Annotated in this window: 14 protein-coding genes; 3 read left to right on the top strand and 11 right to left on the bottom strand. The window is 72.7% G+C overall.

Annotated elements, in window-relative coordinates; genetic code table 11:
* The 5 genes from ACWDLG_RS32480 to ACWDLG_RS32500 all read right to left on the bottom strand — a co-directional run.
* A partial coding sequence (locus ACWDLG_RS32480) for a biotin carboxylase N-terminal domain-containing protein (protein WP_449927437.1) occupies positions 1-501 on the bottom strand: 501 nt, incomplete at its 3' end.
* Positions 498-2,120 (bottom strand): acyl-CoA carboxylase subunit beta, encoded by a 1,623-nt coding sequence (locus ACWDLG_RS32485; RefSeq protein ID WP_449927440.1) that lies wholly within the window; start codon positions 2,118-2,120, stop codon positions 498-500. The genes ACWDLG_RS32480 and ACWDLG_RS32485, both read right to left, overlap by 4 nt.
* Entirely contained in the window at positions 2,084-2,950 is an 867-nt protein-coding gene (locus ACWDLG_RS32490) for a TetR family transcriptional regulator (RefSeq protein ID WP_449927443.1), read from the bottom strand. The genes ACWDLG_RS32485 and ACWDLG_RS32490 overlap by 37 nt, the downstream gene beginning before the upstream one ends.
* A 111-nt stretch (positions 2,951-3,061) precedes the next feature.
* Positions 3,062-5,176 carry a protein kinase domain-containing protein gene (locus tag ACWDLG_RS32495; protein ID WP_449927446.1) on the bottom strand — a complete coding sequence of 705 codons (2,115 nt, stop codon included), beginning with the start codon at positions 5,174-5,176 and terminating at the stop codon, positions 3,062-3,064.
* 183 nt (positions 5,177-5,359) lie between these two features.
* Positions 5,360-6,715 carry an FAD-binding oxidoreductase gene (locus ACWDLG_RS32500; protein WP_354907289.1) on the bottom strand — a complete coding sequence of 452 codons (1,356 nt, stop codon included), beginning with the start codon at positions 6,713-6,715 and terminating at the stop codon, positions 5,360-5,362.
* 57 nt (positions 6,716-6,772) lie between these two features.
* Between ACWDLG_RS32500 and ACWDLG_RS32505 the strand changes: the two genes are divergently transcribed.
* Positions 6,773-7,354, top strand: coding sequence for a hypothetical protein (locus ACWDLG_RS32505; protein ID WP_449927450.1), 582 nt, complete (start codon positions 6,773-6,775; stop codon positions 7,352-7,354).
* 14 nt (positions 7,355-7,368) lie between these two features.
* Here ACWDLG_RS32505 and ACWDLG_RS32510 read toward each other — a convergent pair whose 3' ends face one another.
* The 6 genes from ACWDLG_RS32510 to ACWDLG_RS32535 all read right to left on the bottom strand — a co-directional run bounded on the left by ACWDLG_RS32510 (position 7,369) and on the right by ACWDLG_RS32535 (position 14,061).
* Positions 7,369-8,628: an aminotransferase class I/II-fold pyridoxal phosphate-dependent enzyme gene (locus tag ACWDLG_RS32510; RefSeq protein WP_449927452.1), complete on the bottom strand. Its 1,260-nt coding sequence runs from the start codon at positions 8,626-8,628 to the stop codon at positions 7,369-7,371.
* Positions 8,629-8,699: 71 nt separating this feature from the next.
* Positions 8,700-9,788, bottom strand: coding sequence for a methyltransferase (locus ACWDLG_RS32515; protein WP_449927455.1), 1,089 nt, complete (start codon positions 9,786-9,788; stop codon positions 8,700-8,702).
* 169 nt (positions 9,789-9,957) lie between these two features.
* Positions 9,958-11,355, bottom strand: a complete 1,398-nt coding sequence (locus ACWDLG_RS32520) for an MFS transporter (RefSeq protein ID WP_449927458.1) — start codon at positions 11,353-11,355, stop codon at positions 9,958-9,960.
* A gap of 84 nt (positions 11,356-11,439) precedes the next feature.
* Entirely contained in the window at positions 11,440-12,039 is a 600-nt protein-coding gene (locus ACWDLG_RS32525) for a TetR/AcrR family transcriptional regulator (RefSeq protein WP_449927461.1), read from the bottom strand.
* Between the two features lie 418 nt (positions 12,040-12,457).
* Entirely contained in the window at positions 12,458-13,291 is an 834-nt protein-coding gene (locus ACWDLG_RS32530) for an SMP-30/gluconolactonase/LRE family protein (protein WP_449927464.1), read from the bottom strand.
* Complete coding sequence (locus ACWDLG_RS32535; protein WP_449927467.1) at positions 13,288-14,061, bottom strand: IclR family transcriptional regulator; 774 nt, start codon at positions 14,059-14,061, stop codon at positions 13,288-13,290. The genes ACWDLG_RS32530 and ACWDLG_RS32535 overlap by 4 nt, the downstream gene beginning before the upstream one ends.
* A gap of 283 nt (positions 14,062-14,344) precedes the next feature.
* On the opposite strand from ACWDLG_RS32535, the gene ctaD reads away from it, so the two are divergent.
* Both ctaD and ACWDLG_RS32545 read left to right on the top strand, forming a co-directional pair.
* On the top strand, positions 14,345-16,030 hold the full coding sequence (ctaD, locus tag ACWDLG_RS32540) for an aa3-type cytochrome oxidase subunit I (protein ID WP_449927741.1): 1,686 nt from the start codon (positions 14,345-14,347) through the stop codon (positions 16,028-16,030).
* 91 nt (positions 16,031-16,121) lie between these two features.
* Positions 16,122-16,355 (top strand): hypothetical protein, encoded by a 234-nt coding sequence (locus ACWDLG_RS32545; RefSeq protein WP_449927470.1) that lies wholly within the window; start codon positions 16,122-16,124, stop codon positions 16,353-16,355.
* Position 16,356: the final 1 nt, after the last annotated feature.

Consider the following 16,356-nt stretch of genomic DNA (forward strand, 5'->3'; position numbering starts at 1 on the left):
ACGGGCCGCGTCCTCCTGTGCCCCGGCTTCGTCCTCCTGTGCCCGGGCCGCGTCCTTCCGTGCCTGGGCCGTGCCGGGTGTCAGCGACGGCAGGACGGGCACGCCCGCCCCGGCCATCAGCCGCTTGGCCTCGATCTTGGAGCCCATCGCGGCGATCGCCTCCGGCGGCGGGCCCACCCAGGTCAGGCCCGCCGCGATCACGGCGCGGGCGAAGCCGGCGTTCTCCGACAGGAACCCGTAGCCGGGGTGCACCGCGTCGGCGCCCGCCCGCCGCGCCGCCGCGACGAGCGCGTCGGCGTCGAGGTAGGCCGACGGCCTGCCGAGCCGTACGGCCAGGTCGGCCTCCGCCACGTGCGGAGCGCCCTCGTCGGCGTCGGAGAAGACCGCGACCGTCTCGATGCCGAGCTCGCGGCAGGTGCGGAAGATCCTGCGGGCGATCTCGCCCCTGTTGGCCACCAGCAGCCTGGTGATGGCGGGCCGCCCGTTCGCGGGATGGGTCATGGCCGGAACACCCCGAATCCCGCCGCCTCGGGGACGGCCGCGCTGTTGATCGCCGACAGGCACAGCCCGAGGACCGTGCGGGTGTCGCGCGGGTCGATGACCCCGTCGTCGTAGAGCCGGCCGGACAGGAAGAACGGCAGCGACTCCTGCTCGATCTGCGCCTCCACCATGGCCCGCATCGCCGCGTCGGCCTCCTCGTCGTAGATCTGCCCGCGCGCCTGCGCCGCCTGCCTGCCGACGATCGACAGCACGCCGGCCAGCTGCGCGGGACCCATCACGGCCGACTTCGCGCTCGGCCAGGAGAACAGGAAGCGGGGCTCGTAGGCGCGCCCGCACATGCCATAGTTGCCCGCCCCGTAGGAGGCGCCCATGACGACCGTCAGGTGCGGGACCGTCGAGTTCGACACCGCGTTGATCATCATCGCGCCGTGCTTGATGATGCCGCCCTGCTCGTAGTCCTTGCCGACCATGTAGCCGGTCGTGTTCTGCAGGAACAGCAGCGGCGTGCGCGTCTGGTTGGCCAGCTGGATGAACTGCGCGGCCTTCTGCGCCTCCTCGCTGAACAGCACGCCGCGCGCGTTGGCGAGGATGCCCACCGGGTAGCCGTGCAGCATCGCCCACCCGGTGACCAGGCTGGGCCCGTAGAGCGGCTTGAACTCCTCGAAGTCGCTGCCGTCGACCACCCGCGCGATCACCTCGCGCGGGTCGAAGGGCACCTTGAGGTCCTCGGGGACGATCCCCCTCAGCTCCTCCTCCGGGTACGCCGGCTCCCGTACGGCCCGCGGGCCGACGCCGAGCTTGCGCCACCGCAGCGACCTGACGATGCCCCGGCCGATGCGCAGCGCGTCGTGCTCGTCGGCGGCCAGGTGGTCGGCCAGGCCGCTGACGCGCGCGTGCATCTCGGCCCCGCCGAGCGACTCGTCGTCGGACTCCTCGCCGGTGGCCATCTTGACCAGCGGCGGGCCGCCCAGGAACACCTTCGCGCGCCCCTTGACCATCACCACGTAGTCGCTCATGCCGGGCACGTAGGCGCCGCCCGCCGTGGAGTTGCCGAAGACCAGCGCGATCGTCGGGACGCCCGCGGCCGACAGCCGCGTCAGGTCCCTGAAGATCTGCCCGCCGGGGATGAAGATCTCCTTCTGCGTCGGCAGGTCGGCGCCGCCCGACTCCACCAGGTTCACGTACGGCAGGCGGTTGCGCAGCGCGATGTCGGCCGCCCGCAGGGTCTTCCTGAGCGTCCACGGGTTGGACGCGCCGCCCCTGACGGTCGGGTCGTTGGCCGTGATCACGCATTCGACGCCCTCGATGACGCCGATGCCGGTCACCACGCTCGCGCCCACGGGGAAGTCGCTTCCCCAGGCGGCCAGCGGGGACAGTTCGAGGAAGGCGGAGTCGGGGTCGATGAGCAGCTCGACGCGTTCCCTCGCCAGGAGCTTGCCCCGTCCGCGGTGGCGCTCCACGTACTTCTCGCCGCCGCCCGCGACGGCCTTGGCGTGCTCGGCGTCCAGGTCGGCGAGCTTGGCGAGCATGGCGCGCCTGCGGCCCTGGTAGTCCGGATCGGTGGGATCCAGCCTGCTGATGATCACCTGTCCTCCTTTCCGCCGCTGCCGGACATGCATCCTCCGCCGCCGCCGTCCGCCGGCCGGACGAACGGCGGCTCGGGCTCGGAAGCCGACGTCCCCTTCGATGGGGGGCCGGGCTCGTTCGATCGGGGGTCGGGCTCGGAAGCCGACGTCCGTGTCAGCGGCGGGTCGGGCTCGGAAGTCGATGTGCGTGTCAGCGGCGGGTCGGGCTCGGAAGTCGATGTCCGTGTCAGCGGCGGGTCCGGCTCGGAAGTTGACGGCCGCGTCAGCCCGATCGCCCTGGCCCAGAGCCTGGTCAGGTGGTCGACGGCGGTGCGCTCGTCGGCGCGCTCGCCGAGGTCCAGCCACACGTGGGCGAAGTGCTCCACCATGCCGCCCAGCATGATGGCCGTCAGCCTGGGGTCGAGGTCGGGATCGGCCAGCCCCTGCTCCTGCAGGCGGCGCAGGCCCTCGGCGCCGCGCCGGACGAACACCTCCCGCAGCTCCAGCAGCAGCCCGCGGAAGCGGTCGTCGCCGGTCGCGATGTGCTCCAGCATCCTGAGCAGGCGCGAGTTGGCCGCCCATGCCCGCAGGTAGAGCTGGTTGGCGGCCTCGACGCGGGCGTAGGGGTCGTCGGGGGCGGCGGGCCCGACGACGCTGGCGGCGAACATCTCGCCGACCGCCGCGCCCGCGACCTCGCCGAACAGCGTCTCCTTCGAGTCGAAGTAGGTGTAGAAGGTGCCGTGGGAGACCCCGGCCCTGGCGCAGACGTCGTCGATGCGCACGGCGTCGTAGCCGTGCTGCTCGAACGCCTCGCGCCCCGCCTGCAGGAGCGCGGCCCTGGTCCGCCGCCCGCGCGCGGTCAGCGTCTCAGACTTGACGATCACGTCAACAATGTAGCAACGGGGTGATGCCCGTGGAAGCCCCCGGCAACGCCGAGGGCCCGGCGGACGCGGGTAGGCGTCCGCCGGGCCCTTCAGCGGGTCAGCGGGGGTGGCTCAGCCGCAGTGGCTCCAGCCGCTCTTCCACGACAGCGTGCCCCAGGAGCCTCCCCAGATCACGCACTTCTTGACCGCCGCCAGCCGCAGCGGCCCGGCGTAGGCGGTGTACGAACCGGGGTTGGCGCCGCTGGCGCCGCCCTGCACCTGGAGGACGGCGTTCATCGACACCTTGGCGGGCACCACGTACTTGGACATGGTGATCACGCAGTTCTTGCCCGCGCTGGTGTTGTACAGCAGGTAGACCGTGGCCTTCGTGCCCAGCGCGTGCGAGTTGATCACCTTGTAGCCCGCGCCGCAGACGCCGGTCGCCGTGTAGGGGTTCGGCTTCGGCGACGGGCTCGGCTTCGCCGTGGTCGTCGGCTTCACCGTGGGCTTCACGGTGGGCTTCACCGTGGGCCTGGCGGTCGGCTTGGTGCTGGGCTGGCCGTAGGCGACGCCGGTCGTCGGCTCCGTCAACCCCGTCGGGTCGGGGTCGGGGTCGACCAGCCCGGTGCTCTTGGTCGGCTTGGCCGTCGGCCTCTTCCTGGTCGGCTCCGCCGTCGGCCGCGGCTGCTGGCGCTGGGTGGGAGGCGCCGTGGCGTGCGGCACCGTGGTGTGCGGCACCGACACCGACGGCACGTCCCGCTCCTTCGGCCCGGACGCGGTCGCCTCGGGCCCGGGCGTGGCCTCCACCAGCTCGGGGATGACGTCGGTTTCGGTCGGCTGCGCGTCGGGCGGCAGCACGTCGGTGGGCGCCACGGTGGTGTCCTGCCCCGGCTGGTTCTGCGCCGGCTGGTTCGGGCCCGCCTGGTTCCTGGCCGCCGGGTCCTGGTCGGTCCCGCTGGCGGGGGAGTCCACCGCGACAAGCTCCGCCGGGACCGCCTTGCCGGCGTTCGCCCACACGACGGTGCCGCCCAGCAGGAGCGCGCCGGCGGCGGCGGCCGACAGCGCCACGGTCACGGTGCGGCGGCGGGCGCTCGGGCCGCCGGAGGGCGCCGTGTCGCCGGACGGCGGGCGCTGGCCGGGGACGGCGGTGCCGGGCGGGGGAGCGCCGGGCGCGAAGGGCTGCGGCGGCACGGCGGGGCCGCCAGGCGGCACCGGCGGGCCCCCGGGCGCGCCGGGCGGCGGCACGGGCTGGCCGCCGACAGGGGCGGGCCGGCCGTTGGCCGGGGCGGGCTGGCCACCGACCGGGGCGGCCTGGCCGCCTGCCGGTGCCGGGGGGTGCGCGGCGGGTTGTCCGGGCTGTCCGGGCTGTCCGGGCTGGGGGAACGGCGGCGGCAGCGTGCTGCCGGTCTGGTGGACCCCGAGCGCCGTCTCGCCGGTCGTCTGGCCGGTGAGACGCGCGACCAGCTGCTCGGCCGTGGGCCGCAGCGAGGGGTCCTTGGACAGGCAGGCCGCCACGAGCCCGCCGAGCACCCCGTCCAGCCCGCTGATCTCCGGTTCCTCGTTCAGGATCCGGTTCATGACCACGGGGATGGAGTCGGAGCCGAAAGCGGGCTTGCCCGTCGCCGCGAACACCATCGTGACGCCCCAGGCGAACACGTCGGCCGCCTCCGAGACCGGCGCGCCGCTCAGCTGCTCGGGGGCGAGGTAGGCCGGCGTGCCCATGGCCATGCCCGTGGCCGTCGCGCCCGGGGAGTCCAGGGCGCGGGCGATGCCGAAGTCGATCACCACGGGGCCCTCCGGCCCCATGAGCACGTTCGCGGGCTTGAAGTCGCGGTGCAGGATGCCCGCGCGGTGGATGGCCGCCAGGGCGGTGGCCGTGCTGATGCCCAGCCGCTCCAGGGCCGCGCCCCTGCGCGGTCCCTCCTGGTCGACCAGCTGCCGCAGGGACGGCCCCGGCACGTAGTCCGTCACGATGTACGGCCGGCTGCCCTCCAGATCGGCGTGCAGCACGGGCGCGGTGCAGAACCGGGCCACCCGCTGCGCCACCGCAACCTCGCGCAGGAACCTCGTGCGCGCGTCGGCGTCGGCCACCAGCGCGTTGTGCAGGAGCTTGACCGCCACCTGCTCGCCTGCCGGGCCCTTGCCCAGGTAGACCACGCCTTGCCCGCCCTCGCCGAGCCGCGCGGTGATCTCGAACACACCCAGCCGACGCGGGTCGTCAGCCGCCAACGGCTGGAACTGAGTCACGTCGAACCCCCGTATTCCGTCATAGGTGGGGCAAAACGTTATCAGTGTGGTTCGTGGGTCGTCCCCCGGGTTTGACGATGTGTCCGGATTGCGATCGACTGGGTGCAGTCAGAGGCCGGCACGAACTCCGTACCGGCCTCCACCTCGCAGGTCACGCCCGCCCGGCGTCCGGCGCGACGACGCTCAGATCGCCTTGCCCGGGTTGAGGATGCCGAGCGGGTCGAAGACCTGCTTGATGCCCTTCTGCACCTCGGTCACGACCGGGCCGGCCTCCAGCCCGAGCCAGCGCCGCTTCAGCAGCCCGACGCCGTGCTCGCCGGTCAGCGTGCCGCCGAGCTCCAGCGCCGCCTTGAACACCTCGTCGGCCGCCGCCCACACGTTGGCGGGCGGCTCCAGCGTGCCGTGCTCGAAGATGAAGACGGGGTGCAGGTTGCCGTCGCCCGCGTGGGCCACCGTGCAGATCATCACGTCGTGGCGCGCGGCCGCCGCCTCCACCGCTGTGATCATGTCGGGCAGCTTCGACCGCGGCACGCACACGTCCTCCACCAGGCAGGCGCCGAGGCGCTCCTTGGCCTCGTAGGCCATGCGCCTGATCCCGATGAGGTCCTCGGTCTCCTCGGGCGAGGACGACACCGCCACGAAGGAGGCGCCGTTCGCCTCGCACAGCTCCTGCATCACCGCCGCCATCGCCTGGCCGTCGGAGGCGTCCGACTGGCCGATCAGCATGGCCTGGGTGGCGTCCTCGAGGCCGATGTTGCGCCAGTCGTCGATCGCCTTCAGCGTGGCCCGGTCCAGCAGCTCCATCAGGGACGGCTGGCAGCCGGCCGCGATGATCGCCGAGACCGCCGCGGCGGCGTCGCGCAGCGAGCCGAACTCCGCGGCGATCGTCGCCGGCGGGGCGATCGGGGCACGGCGCAGCCGTACGGTCGCCGAGGTGATGACGCCGAGGGTGCCCTCCGAGCCGACGAACAGGCCGGTCAGGTCGTAGCCCGTGACGCCTTTGACGGTGCGGCGGCCGGTGTTGAGTATCCGGCCGTCGGCCAGCACCACCTCGAGCCCGAGCGCGGAGTCGCGGGTCACGCCGTACTTCACGCAGCGCAGCCCGCCCGCGTTGGTGGCCAGGTTGCCGCCGATGGTCGAGATCTCGTAGGAGGAGGGGTCGGGCGCGTACATCAGCCCGTGCTGCCTGGCCGCCCTGTCGAGGTCCGCGGTGATCACGCCGGGCTCGACGACGGCGATCTCGTCGGCGGGGTTCAGCTCGCGGATCGCGGTCATCCGGGCCAGCGACAGCACGATCGAGCCCTCGCTGGCGGTGGCCGCGCCCGCCAGGCCGGTGCCGGCGCCGCGCGGCACGACGGGCACCCGGTGCTCGGTGGCCCACCGCATGGTGGTCACGACGTCGTCGCGGCAGGTGGCCAGAACCACCCCGAGAGCCTTGCCAGGCTCGAGGAACGTGCGGTCGCGTGCGTAGGAGTCGACCACGTCGGGGTCGGTCAGCACCCTTCCCTCGGGAAGGCTCTTCACAAGTGCCTCAATCACGTTGAGGACTTTACGGCCCGATTTGCGCCAGCCGTACGTCAGGGCCAGACTGCCCGGATGGATCTGTCCTGTCCGGAGTGCGGCTCTGCCGACAGGGTGACGTCGGTGCCGGGGGCCGTGGCCGAGGGCACGAGCTTCCACCTCGGGCGCGCCAGCATGCCCAAGGAACGCGCCGTCGTCGACCTTCCCGCCGCCTCGCTCATCGGCACCAGGAAGCACCCCATGACCAGGACACAGCTGGCGGTGTGGCTGTCCTTCCCTGCCAGGCACGAGGTGCCCCGCGCCCGCCACCAGGGTTACGTCATGCTCGGCTTCGCCGCGCTGGCGCACGTGGTGCTCGCGCTGACCCTGGCCATGACCGAGAAGACGAACCTGCTGGTGGACCTGCTGGGGCCGTTCTGCGTGACGGGCGTCTTCTGGTGGTTCGGGCTGATGTTCGTCCTCGGCGCGCACGGCGCGCGCAAACGCGACCAGGCCGAGGCGCCGGCCCGCGAGCAGGCGCTCCTGGTGTGGCAGGAGCTCTTCTACTGCTCGCGGGACAACGTCGCCTTCGAGCCGGGGGTCGGCGTCGCCTTCCACCCGAGCGAGACCCGTGAGTACATCTTCGGCTTCAGGTACGGCAAGCGTCCCCGCACCTGAAGCCGAAGCGGCCGTCAGCCGCGCGCCAGCAGCTTCTCGGTCGCGACCAGCCGGACGCACACGGTCAGGCCGGTGATCGCCTCCTCCAGCTCCGCCAGGTCGGGGTAGGTGGGGGCGATGCGGATCGTGCGGTCGGCCGGGTCGTCGCCGTAGGGGTGCGTCGCCCCGGCAGGGGTGAGCGCGATGCCCGCCGCCTTCGCCTTGGCGACGACCTCGCGGGCGCAGCCCTCGGGCACGTCCAGGCTGATGAAGTAGCCGCCCGTGGGCGCCGACCAGGTGGCCAGGTCCGTGCCGCCCAGCTCCTTGGTGAGGATCCTGTCGACGGTCTCGAACTTCGGCCAGACCAGCTCGGCGTGCCTGCGCATGTGCGCGGCCAGGCCCTCGGCGTCGCGCAGGAACTCCACGTGGCGCAGCTGGTTCATCTTGTCCGGGCCGATGCTCTGCTTCGACAGGTTGCCGAGGTACCAGGCGACGTTGGCCGGCGAGGAGCCGAAGAAGGCCACGCCGCTGCCGGCCAGGCTCACCTTGGAGGTCGAGCCGTAGACGAAGGCGCGGTCGGGGTTGCCGTGCTCCTCGCACAGCGCCAGCAGGTCGGCCAGCTCGGCGGGCGTGTCGGTGAGGTGGTGCACCGCGTAGGCGTTGTCCCAGAAGATGCGGAAGTCGGGCGCGGCGGCCGGCATCGCGGCCAGGCGGCGCACGGTCTCGTCGCTGTAGGTGACGCCCGAGGGGTTGCTGTACTTGGGCACGCACCAGATGCCCTTGACCCGCGGGTCGTCGGCGACCAGCCGCTCGACGGCGTCCATGTCGGGGCCCTCAGCGGTCAGCGGCACCTGGACCATCCTGATGCCGAAGCGCTCGCACAGCGCGAAGTGCCGGTCGTAGCCCGGCACCGGGCACAGGAAGACGATCTCCTCCTCGTCCGCCCACCGGCGCGTGGCCCCCGGCAGCACGCTGAGCATCGAGAAGACGATCGTGTCGTGCATCATCGCCAGGCTGGAGTTGCCGCCCGCGAGCAGCTGCGCGGCGGGCACCTGCAGCGCAGCGGCGAACAGCTCGCGCACCTCGGCCAGGCCCTGCAGGTTGCCGTAGTTGCGGCAGTCGCTGCCGTCGGCCGCCAGGTGCGTCGAGGGCAGACCGGTCATCCCGTCGGCCAGGTCGAGCTGGCGCGGTGAGGGCTTGCCCCTGGTCAGGTCGAGCTTCAGGCCCCGCCGCACGAGGGCGTCGTAGTCGCTGGCGGCCTGCTCGCGCTGCGCGGTCAGCTCGTCGAGGGTCACGGGATGTTCCTTCCTAGGCTGGGACAACGAACAATAGTGGGTGTCGAAACGATAACGACGCACCAGCCCGGTCACCGGGTCAGCCGCCACAGCGAGGTCACCTCGGCGGCGCGCGCCGCGTGCAGCGGGTCGGCGGCGTCGGCGGCGCGCCGGTGGCGCGGCCGGGCCTCCAGCCGTCCCGCCACCCGCAGGCCCGCGCCGTCGAACGCGGCCAGCAGCTCCCGCCTGGTGCGCAGGCCCAGGTGCTCGGCCAGGTCGGACAGGATCAGCCAGCCCTCCCCGCCCGGTGACAGGTGCCCGGCCAGGCCGCTGAGGAAGCCGTCGAGCATCCGCCCGTCCCCGTCGTAGACGGCGTGGTCGAGCGCGGTGCGCGGCGTGGCGGGCAGCCACGGCGGGTTGCAGACCACCAGCGGGACCCTGCCCTCGGGGAACAGCGAGCGCCTGCCGACCTCGACCCTGTCACCGAGGCCGAGGCGGTCCAGGTTGTCGCGGGCGCAGGCCACCGCCCGCTCGTCCACGTCGGTGGCCACCACCCGCCGGACGCCGCGCACGGCCAGCACGGCGGCCAGCACGCCGGTGCCGGTGCCGACGTCGAACGCGGCCGTCCGCGAGGGCAGCGGCGCGCGGGCCACCAGGTCCACGTACTCGCCGCGGACAGGGGAGAAGACGCCGTAGTGCGGGTGGATCCGGGCGCCGAGCGCGGGCACCGGCACGCCCTTCACGCGCCACTCGTGCGCGCCGATCACGCCGAGCAACTCGGTGAGGGGCACCAGCACGGGGCCCGCGGGGCGGCCGTAGGCCTCCGCGCACGCCTGCCGTACGTCGGGGGCCCGGCGCAGGGGGACCGACAGGTCGGCGGCCAGCGGCACCAGCAGCCTGGCCAGCAGGCGGGCCCTGGCGGCGCGCGCCCGCCGGTACTCGTGGAAACCGGCGGGCGGCGTGCGGCCCGTGTCGGCGCGACGGGCCAGGGCGCGCAGCAACTGCCTGGCGTTGTGGTAGTCGCCCCGCCACACCAGCCCGGTGCCCTCACGGGCCAGGCGGTAGGCGGTGCGGGCGTTCATCGTGTCGTCGGCGGGCACCAGGACGGCGGGCGGCGGCTCGGGCGAGCGCCATCCCGCCGCCTGGAGGCGGCCGTCCTCGGTCCAGTGGACGTCGAGCATCGCGTGCTCCTCTTGATCGATGGGAGATGTCGATGAAGAGCACTTCGACGCGGAGGGGACGGGTCAGCGGGTCACGGACCTCCGCGAGGAAGCGCGAGCCGCGGCGTCACCGAGAACACTGCCCAGCACGGCGAACGACATGATCAACCTCCTTGGGGTCCGTCTCATGCTAGCCGTGCCCGTGCCCGTGCCCGTGGTCCTGTCCGGCGGCCACGTCGTGTCGCACATGCCCGTGCCCGTGGCCGACGAGCGCGGCGGGCCGGCCCGCGGGCACCAGGGCGATCGCCGCGGCGGCCGCGACGGCCGCCGCGCCCGCGCACCAGGCCAGCGCCGAGGGGAAGCCGCCCACCGCGAGGCTGGAGACCAGGGCGACCCCGATCGAGCCGCCCAGCTCGTGGAAGATGTTGATCACCCCCGAGGCCACGCCCGCCTCGCCGGGCGGGACGTTGGCCATGGTCGTCGCCGTCGCGGTGACGAAGGCGGGGCCGATCCCGAAGGCGGCGATCACGAATCCCGGCAGCAGCGTGGTGAGGACGCCCGCCTCGGGCGAGACGCGGGTCATGAGGGCCGCGCCCGCCGCGGTGAGCACGAAGGCGCCCACCGCGACCGGACGGCCGCCCACCCTGCCGACCAGCCGTCCGCCCAGGTGCGCGCCGAGCGTGATCGCGATCGCCACCGGCAGGAACAGCAGGCCCGTCTCCAGCGCGCCGTACCCCAGCTCCCGCTGCAGGTAGAGCGAGCTGAGGAAGAACAGCCCGAGCATCAGGCCCGTCGCCGTCAGCATGACGAACGTGCCCGACAGCACCGGGCGCCTGGCCAGCGTCCCCGCGCGCATGAGCGGCGCCGCGGACACCCGCTCCACCCACACGAACGCCGCGTAGAGGGCGGCGGAGGCGGCCAGCCACAGCCCCGCCGTCCCCCATCCGGCCTCGCCCGCGGCGACCAGCCCGTAGATGAGCAGCGCCGTCGCGGCGGTGACCAGCAGCGCGCCGGGCACGTCCAGCCGTCGCCCGGCCGGGCGGGCGGGCGCGGACGCCGGCAGCACGGCGGGCAGGGCGGCCAGGACGGCCAGGCCGACGGGCACGTTCACGAAGAACGCCCAGGCCCACCCGGGACCGGCGGTCAGCAGGCCGCCGAGCAGCACGCCCACGGCGGCGCCCGTGCCGCCGATGGCCGCCCACACCGCCAGCGCCCTGGTACGGCGCTCGCCGTGGAAGGCGGCGGTGATGACGGCCAGCGCGGCGGGCGACAGCAGCGCCGCGCCGACCCCCTGCAGCGCGCGCCCGGCGATCAGCGGGCCGCCGCCGGGGGCCAGCCCGCACAGCAGCGAGGCCAGCGTGAAGACGGCGAGCCCGGTCATGAGCGTCCGCCGGGCGCCGAAGGTGTCGGCGAGCCGGCCGCCGAGGACCATCAGCCCGCCGAAGCACAGGGTGTACGTCGTGACGACCCAGGTCAGCGCCTCGCGGCCGAGCTCCAGGTCGGCCCCGATGGACGGCAGCGCCACCTGCACGACGGTGATGTCGATGATCAGCATGAACTGGGCCAGGCAGAGCAGGACCAGCAGCATGGGGGAACCCCTCTCCGCTAACTCGTACAGTAGTGTTCGAGTTATGAGGCAAGCATACGGAGGGCGGGTATGTCCAGCGTGATGTCAGGCGGCGAGCACCGAGCGGAGCGTCCTGGTCAGCACATCCGCGGCGACCTCACGCGGCAGGCGGCCCGCCTCGATCTCGCCCGCCGCGTTGTGCAGCAGCCCGAAGAACGTCGTGACCAGCCACGACAGCGGCAGGTCGGTGCGGAAGGCGCCCTCGTCCATGCCGCGCTCGACCAGCCGCTCCACCCGGGCGAGCGGCCTGCCGTGGCGCTCGCGGATGCGCTCGGCCGGCAGCGCCCTGTCGGCCGCCACGAACAGGCGGCGGTGCCGGTCGAGGATCTCCCACGAGGAGCCGATCAGCCTGTCCATCGCCTGCGCGGCGGGCAGGGCGTCGAGTTCGAGGCCGGACAGCGCCGCCTCGGCGTTGTCGACGGCCTCCTGCAGGACGGCGTCGACCAGCGACTCCCTGGAGGGGAAATGACCATAGAGCGTGACCCTGCCGACGCCCGCCTCCTTGGCGATCTCCGCCACGCTGACGTTCGGGTCGGCGCTCAGCAGCCGCGCGGCCGTGGCCAGGATCGCCGCGATGTTGCGCTCGGCGTCGGCCCTGCGCGGCGAGCCCGCCTTTCCCGGTGTCTTCCCCGTCGTCGTCCCCATGGTCAAACTGTAGGACCCGGCGTACGCCGCGCCCCACGGTCGTCGCGTTCGCGACCGTGATGGAAATGACCGCCATGGAGACGACCGCCATGGAGACGACCGCTGGGGCGGGGCAACCTCGGGGCGGGGCGCCGCCGATCGCTGTTCGGCTGATGCCCTGGCCGGCGGCATGAGCGCCGGCGAGGCCGTCAGGTGATGTCCCCGGGCGCCCGCCACGAGGCTTGACGAGACCGGCGCGGACGGGGCGCCGGCCGAGGTCGCCGCGTTCATGGCCAGGCGCCGGAAGGAGGCGCGGTCAGTGGAGGGGCGCAGGGAACAGACGCGTTCGTCGACCAGGCGCCCGGAAGGAGGCGCGTTCATCGACGAGGCGCCCGGGAGGCGGCGCGGTCGGTGGCCGGGCGCCCGGGAGGTGGCGCGGTCAGTGGGTGGCGAAGTCCGTCCGGCCCTGCCAGGGGGTGGCGGGCAGGCCGGTGATGCCGGCGTCGGCCGCGAACAGCCCCCCGCCCGCGGTCGTGACGACCAGGGTGGTGCCGACGAAGGCCGCGCTGGAGGTCTTCGGCGCGCCGACCTTCACCGCGCCGAGCAGCCGCCCGCCGGGTGAGTACCGGCGGACCTCGCCGACGCCCCAGACCGCGATCCACAGGTTGCCCTCGACGTCGACCGCCATGCCGTCGGGCAGCCCGTCGTTCACCTCGAAGGCCACCGCGCGCGGGCCGACGCGGCCCGACTCCACGTCGTACGGCTGCGCCCACACCACGCCCGGGATGCTGTCCACGTGGTACATCGTCCGCCCGTCGGGCGACCAGCCCAGGCCGTTGGAGACGGTCAGGCCGTCGGCCGGCACGCTCACCGTGCCGTCGAGCTCCAGCCGGTAGAGCCGTTCCTGGCCCTGCCGGTCGTCCTTGGCGAGGCTGCCGGCGAGGAAGCGTCCCGCCGGATCGCACCGGCCGTCGTTGAGCCGGCTGGCCACCCCTTCCGGCAGCACCCTCGGCCCCATCGTGATCCGCTCGCCGATCGTGGCGAAGCCGTCCCGGGCCGCGACCAGCAGGGAGCCGTCGGCGGCCGGCGTGACCGCGCCCACGGTGCCCGGCAGGGTGTGCGTCCTGGCCACCCGCAGGTCGCCGGCCGTGAAAGCGCCCTCCAGGACCCTGCCGGTCGGGATGTCGACCCAGAGCAGCCGCTCGGCCACGGGGTCCCACAGCGGCCCCTCGGCCAGCTCGTAGGTCTCGGTGGACAGCCGGTCGGCGATCATCGCAGCTCCTTCACGATGGCGTGGATGTCGGGCAGCGCCTCCACCAGGGAGGTCAGCGGGGTGCGGTAGGCCAGCGCGCTGACGCTGACCGCTCCGCTCGGCGTGGTCGCGGAGGTCAGGAAGGCGGGGACGGCCACGCAGGTGACGCCCTCCTCGTTCTCCTGGTCGTCGAGCGCGTGGCCGCGCTCGCGCACCGCCGCCAGCTCCGCGCACAGCTCGGCGAGGCCGGTCCTGGTGCGTGCGGTGCGGCGCTCCAGCGGGGCCGCGCGCGCCCAGGCCGTCACCGCGGCGTCGTCGGGTAGCGCCCAGGCCAGCAGCAGCTTGCCGACGCCGGTGCTGTGGGCCGGGTTGCGGCCGCCGACGGTGGAGGTGAGCCGCACCGGGCCGGACGGCGGATCCACCTTGGCCCGGTAGACGACCTCGTGTCCGTCGAGCACCGCGTAGTGCGCGGTCTCGCCGAAGCGGGCCGCCAGCCGCTCCAGCGCCGGCCTGATCCTGACGTGGTCGGGCCGCGCCTCGTGGTGGGTGAAGGCGAGCCTGAGGAACTCGTCGCCCAGCAGGTAGCGGCCCCGGCCGTCCTGGACGGCGAGCCCCGCGCGGCGCAGCGCGGCCAGCGCCCGGTGCGCGGTGGGCTTGGGGCTGCCGACCGCCCTGGCCATCTCCTCCAGCCCGACACCCTCGGGCCGCTCGGCCAGCAGCCGCAGCACCGCCAGCACCCGGTCGGCGCCGACGAGGCGGTCTTCACCTGGCGGCGTTCCAGGGTCGATCATGTTCCGAAGATTAGACCAGTGTTCCGACTGATGGAAGACGGCCGCCGAGACGGTCATCAGGCCCAGGTCCGCCGCCGGAGTCGCACAGAGGGAGTCGCACAGAGAGTGTGTCGTCACGCATCCCCCGTGACCGCCGGGGTAGTGAGGAAGCCCAGGTCAGCACGACCACGAGAAAAACGAGCAGATGGCTTCCGGTACGGCGGGCATTGGCGTCAAATGGAGTGATCGGGGCAACACTCCGCGTGGAGGGGGAGCAACCGTGACGACAGTTCGCGAGACCTCGATGCAGCAGGTCAGACGACGCCACACGGGCACCGTCATCGCCGCGTGGCTCTCGACGACCGACCACAAGGTCATCGGGTACCTCTACCTGATCACCTCGTTCGTCTTCTTCCTCGTCGCCGGCGTCATGGCCATGATCATCCGGGCCGAGCTGGCCCAGCCGGGCCTGGAGTTCGTCACCCAGCAGGTGTACAACCAGCTGTTCACCATGCACGGCACGATCATGCTGCTGCTGTTCGCCACGCCGCTGTTCGCCGGGTTCGCCAACGTCATCATGCCGCTGCAGATCGGCGCGCCCGACGTGGCCTTCCCGCGGCTGAACGCCGTGGCGTACTGGCTGTTCCTGTTCGGCGGCATAATCGTGCTGGCCGGCTTCGCCACTCCCGGCGGCGCGGCCGACTTCGGCTGGTTCGCCTACGCCCCGCTGTCCACCGCGACGTTCTCGCCGAGCCCCGGCGGCGACCTGTGGATCATGGGCCTGGCGATGTCCGGGCTCGGCACGATCCTCGGCTCGGTCAACTTCATCACCACCATCATCGGCATGCGAGCGCCCGGCATGACGATGTTCAGGATGCCGCTGTTCACCTGGAACACGCTGCTGACCAGCATGCTCGTGCTCATGGCCTTCCCGGTGCTGGCCGCCGCGCTACTCGTGCTGGAGTCCGACCGCAAGCTCGGCACCCACGTCTTCGCCCCCGAGAGCGGTGGCGCGATGCTGTGGCAGCACCTGTTCTGGTTCTTCGGCCACCCGGAGGTCTACATCATCGCGCTGCCGTTCTTCGGCATCGTCACCGAGGTCATCCCGGTCTTCAGCCGCAAGCCCATCTTCGGCTACATCGGCCTGGTGGGGGCCACCATCGCCATCGCGGGCCTGTCGATGACCGTGTGGGCGCACCACATGTTCGCGACGGGCCAGGTCCTGCTGCCGTTCTTCTCGTTCATGACGTTCCTCATCGCCGTGCCCACGGGGGTGAAGTTCTTCAACTGGGTCGGCACGATGTGGCGCGGCCATCTGAGCTTCGAGACCCCCATGCTGTTCGCGATCGGCTTCCTCGTCACCTTCCTGCTCGGCGGGCTGACCGGCGTCATCCTCGCCTCCCCGCCGCTGGACTTCCAGATCAGCGACAGCTACTTCGTCGTCGCCCACTTCCACTACGTGGTCTTCGGCACCGTCGTGTTCGCCATGTTCTCCGGCTTCTACTTCTGGTGGCCGAAGATGACCGGGCGGATGCTCGACGACCGGCTCGGCAAGGTGCACTTCTGGTCGCTGTTCATCGGCTTCCACACCACCTTCCTCGTCCAGCACTGGCTGGGCATGGTCGGCTTCCCCCGCCGCTACGCCGACTACAGCCCCACCGACGGCTTCACCACCCTGAACCTCATCTCGTCGGTGGGCGCCTTCCTGCTCGGGGCCTCCACGTTGCCGTTCCTCTACAACGTCTGGAAGACCTGGCGCACCGCACCCAAGATCACCATCGACGACCCGTGGGGCTACGGCGGCTCACTGGAATGGGCCACCTCCTGCCCGCCGCCCCGGCACAACTTCGTGAGCATCCCGCAGATCCGCTCCGAACGGCCCGCCTTCGACCTGCACTACCCGCGCGTGGCCGCGCAGTCTCGCCAGGTCGACGAGGTCCGGGCGGCCGAGCTGGGCGCCGAGGAACGCGGGCCCGGCGGCCCACCATGACGTGGCGGGCCGTACCAGATCGGGGCTAGCCCGATCCCCGGCCCGGTGCTTACGTGGAAAAGGACGTTTCGCCAATCTAGGGAGATCGGCGATGACAGGTACACGCACTCCCTTCAGTCCGGAGACCGCGCCCTGCGGTCGCCAATCCGGCGGTGAACGGCTGGTCGACGACGACGGCTACGGCCTGGTGATCAAGGACCAGTACTTCGACTGCGGATGCCGCAGGATCCGGCACGAGTATCACGACGGCAGCATCCACCTCAGCGTCATCCGCCACGACGGCAGGCGCATCCGGGATCAGGACCAGCCCGACCACGGGAGCTGAC

The organism is Nonomuraea sp. NPDC003727, assembly GCF_053586935.1.

What these genes read in the sequence shown, in the direction of transcription:
- ACWDLG_RS32525 (WP_449927461.1), bottom strand. Translation starts at nt 12,039, where the DNA reads ATGGGGACGACGACGGGGAAGACACCGGGAAAGGCGGGCTCGCCGCGC.
- ACWDLG_RS32535 (WP_449927467.1), bottom strand. Translation starts at nt 14,061, where the DNA reads ATGATCGACCCTGGAACGCCGCCAGGTGAAGACCGCCTCGTCGGCGCC.
- ACWDLG_RS32520 (WP_449927458.1), bottom strand. Translation starts at nt 11,355, where the DNA reads ATGCTGCTGGTCCTGCTCTGCCTGGCCCAGTTCATGCTGATCATCGAC.
- ACWDLG_RS32515 (WP_449927455.1), bottom strand. Translation starts at nt 9,788, where the DNA reads ATGCTCGACGTCCACTGGACCGAGGACGGCCGCCTCCAGGCGGCGGGA.
- ACWDLG_RS32545 (WP_449927470.1), top strand. Translation starts at nt 16,122, where the DNA reads ATGACAGGTACACGCACTCCCTTCAGTCCGGAGACCGCGCCCTGCGGT.
- ctaD (WP_449927741.1), top strand. Translation starts at nt 14,345, where the DNA reads ATGCAGCAGGTCAGACGACGCCACACGGGCACCGTCATCGCCGCGTGG.
- ACWDLG_RS32505 (WP_449927450.1), top strand. Translation starts at nt 6,773, where the DNA reads ATGGATCTGTCCTGTCCGGAGTGCGGCTCTGCCGACAGGGTGACGTCG.
- ACWDLG_RS32530 (WP_449927464.1), bottom strand. Translation starts at nt 13,291, where the DNA reads ATGATCGCCGACCGGCTGTCCACCGAGACCTACGAGCTGGCCGAGGGG.
- ACWDLG_RS32485 (WP_449927440.1), bottom strand. Translation starts at nt 2,120, where the DNA reads ATGCATGTCCGGCAGCGGCGGAAAGGAGGACAGGTGATCATCAGCAGG.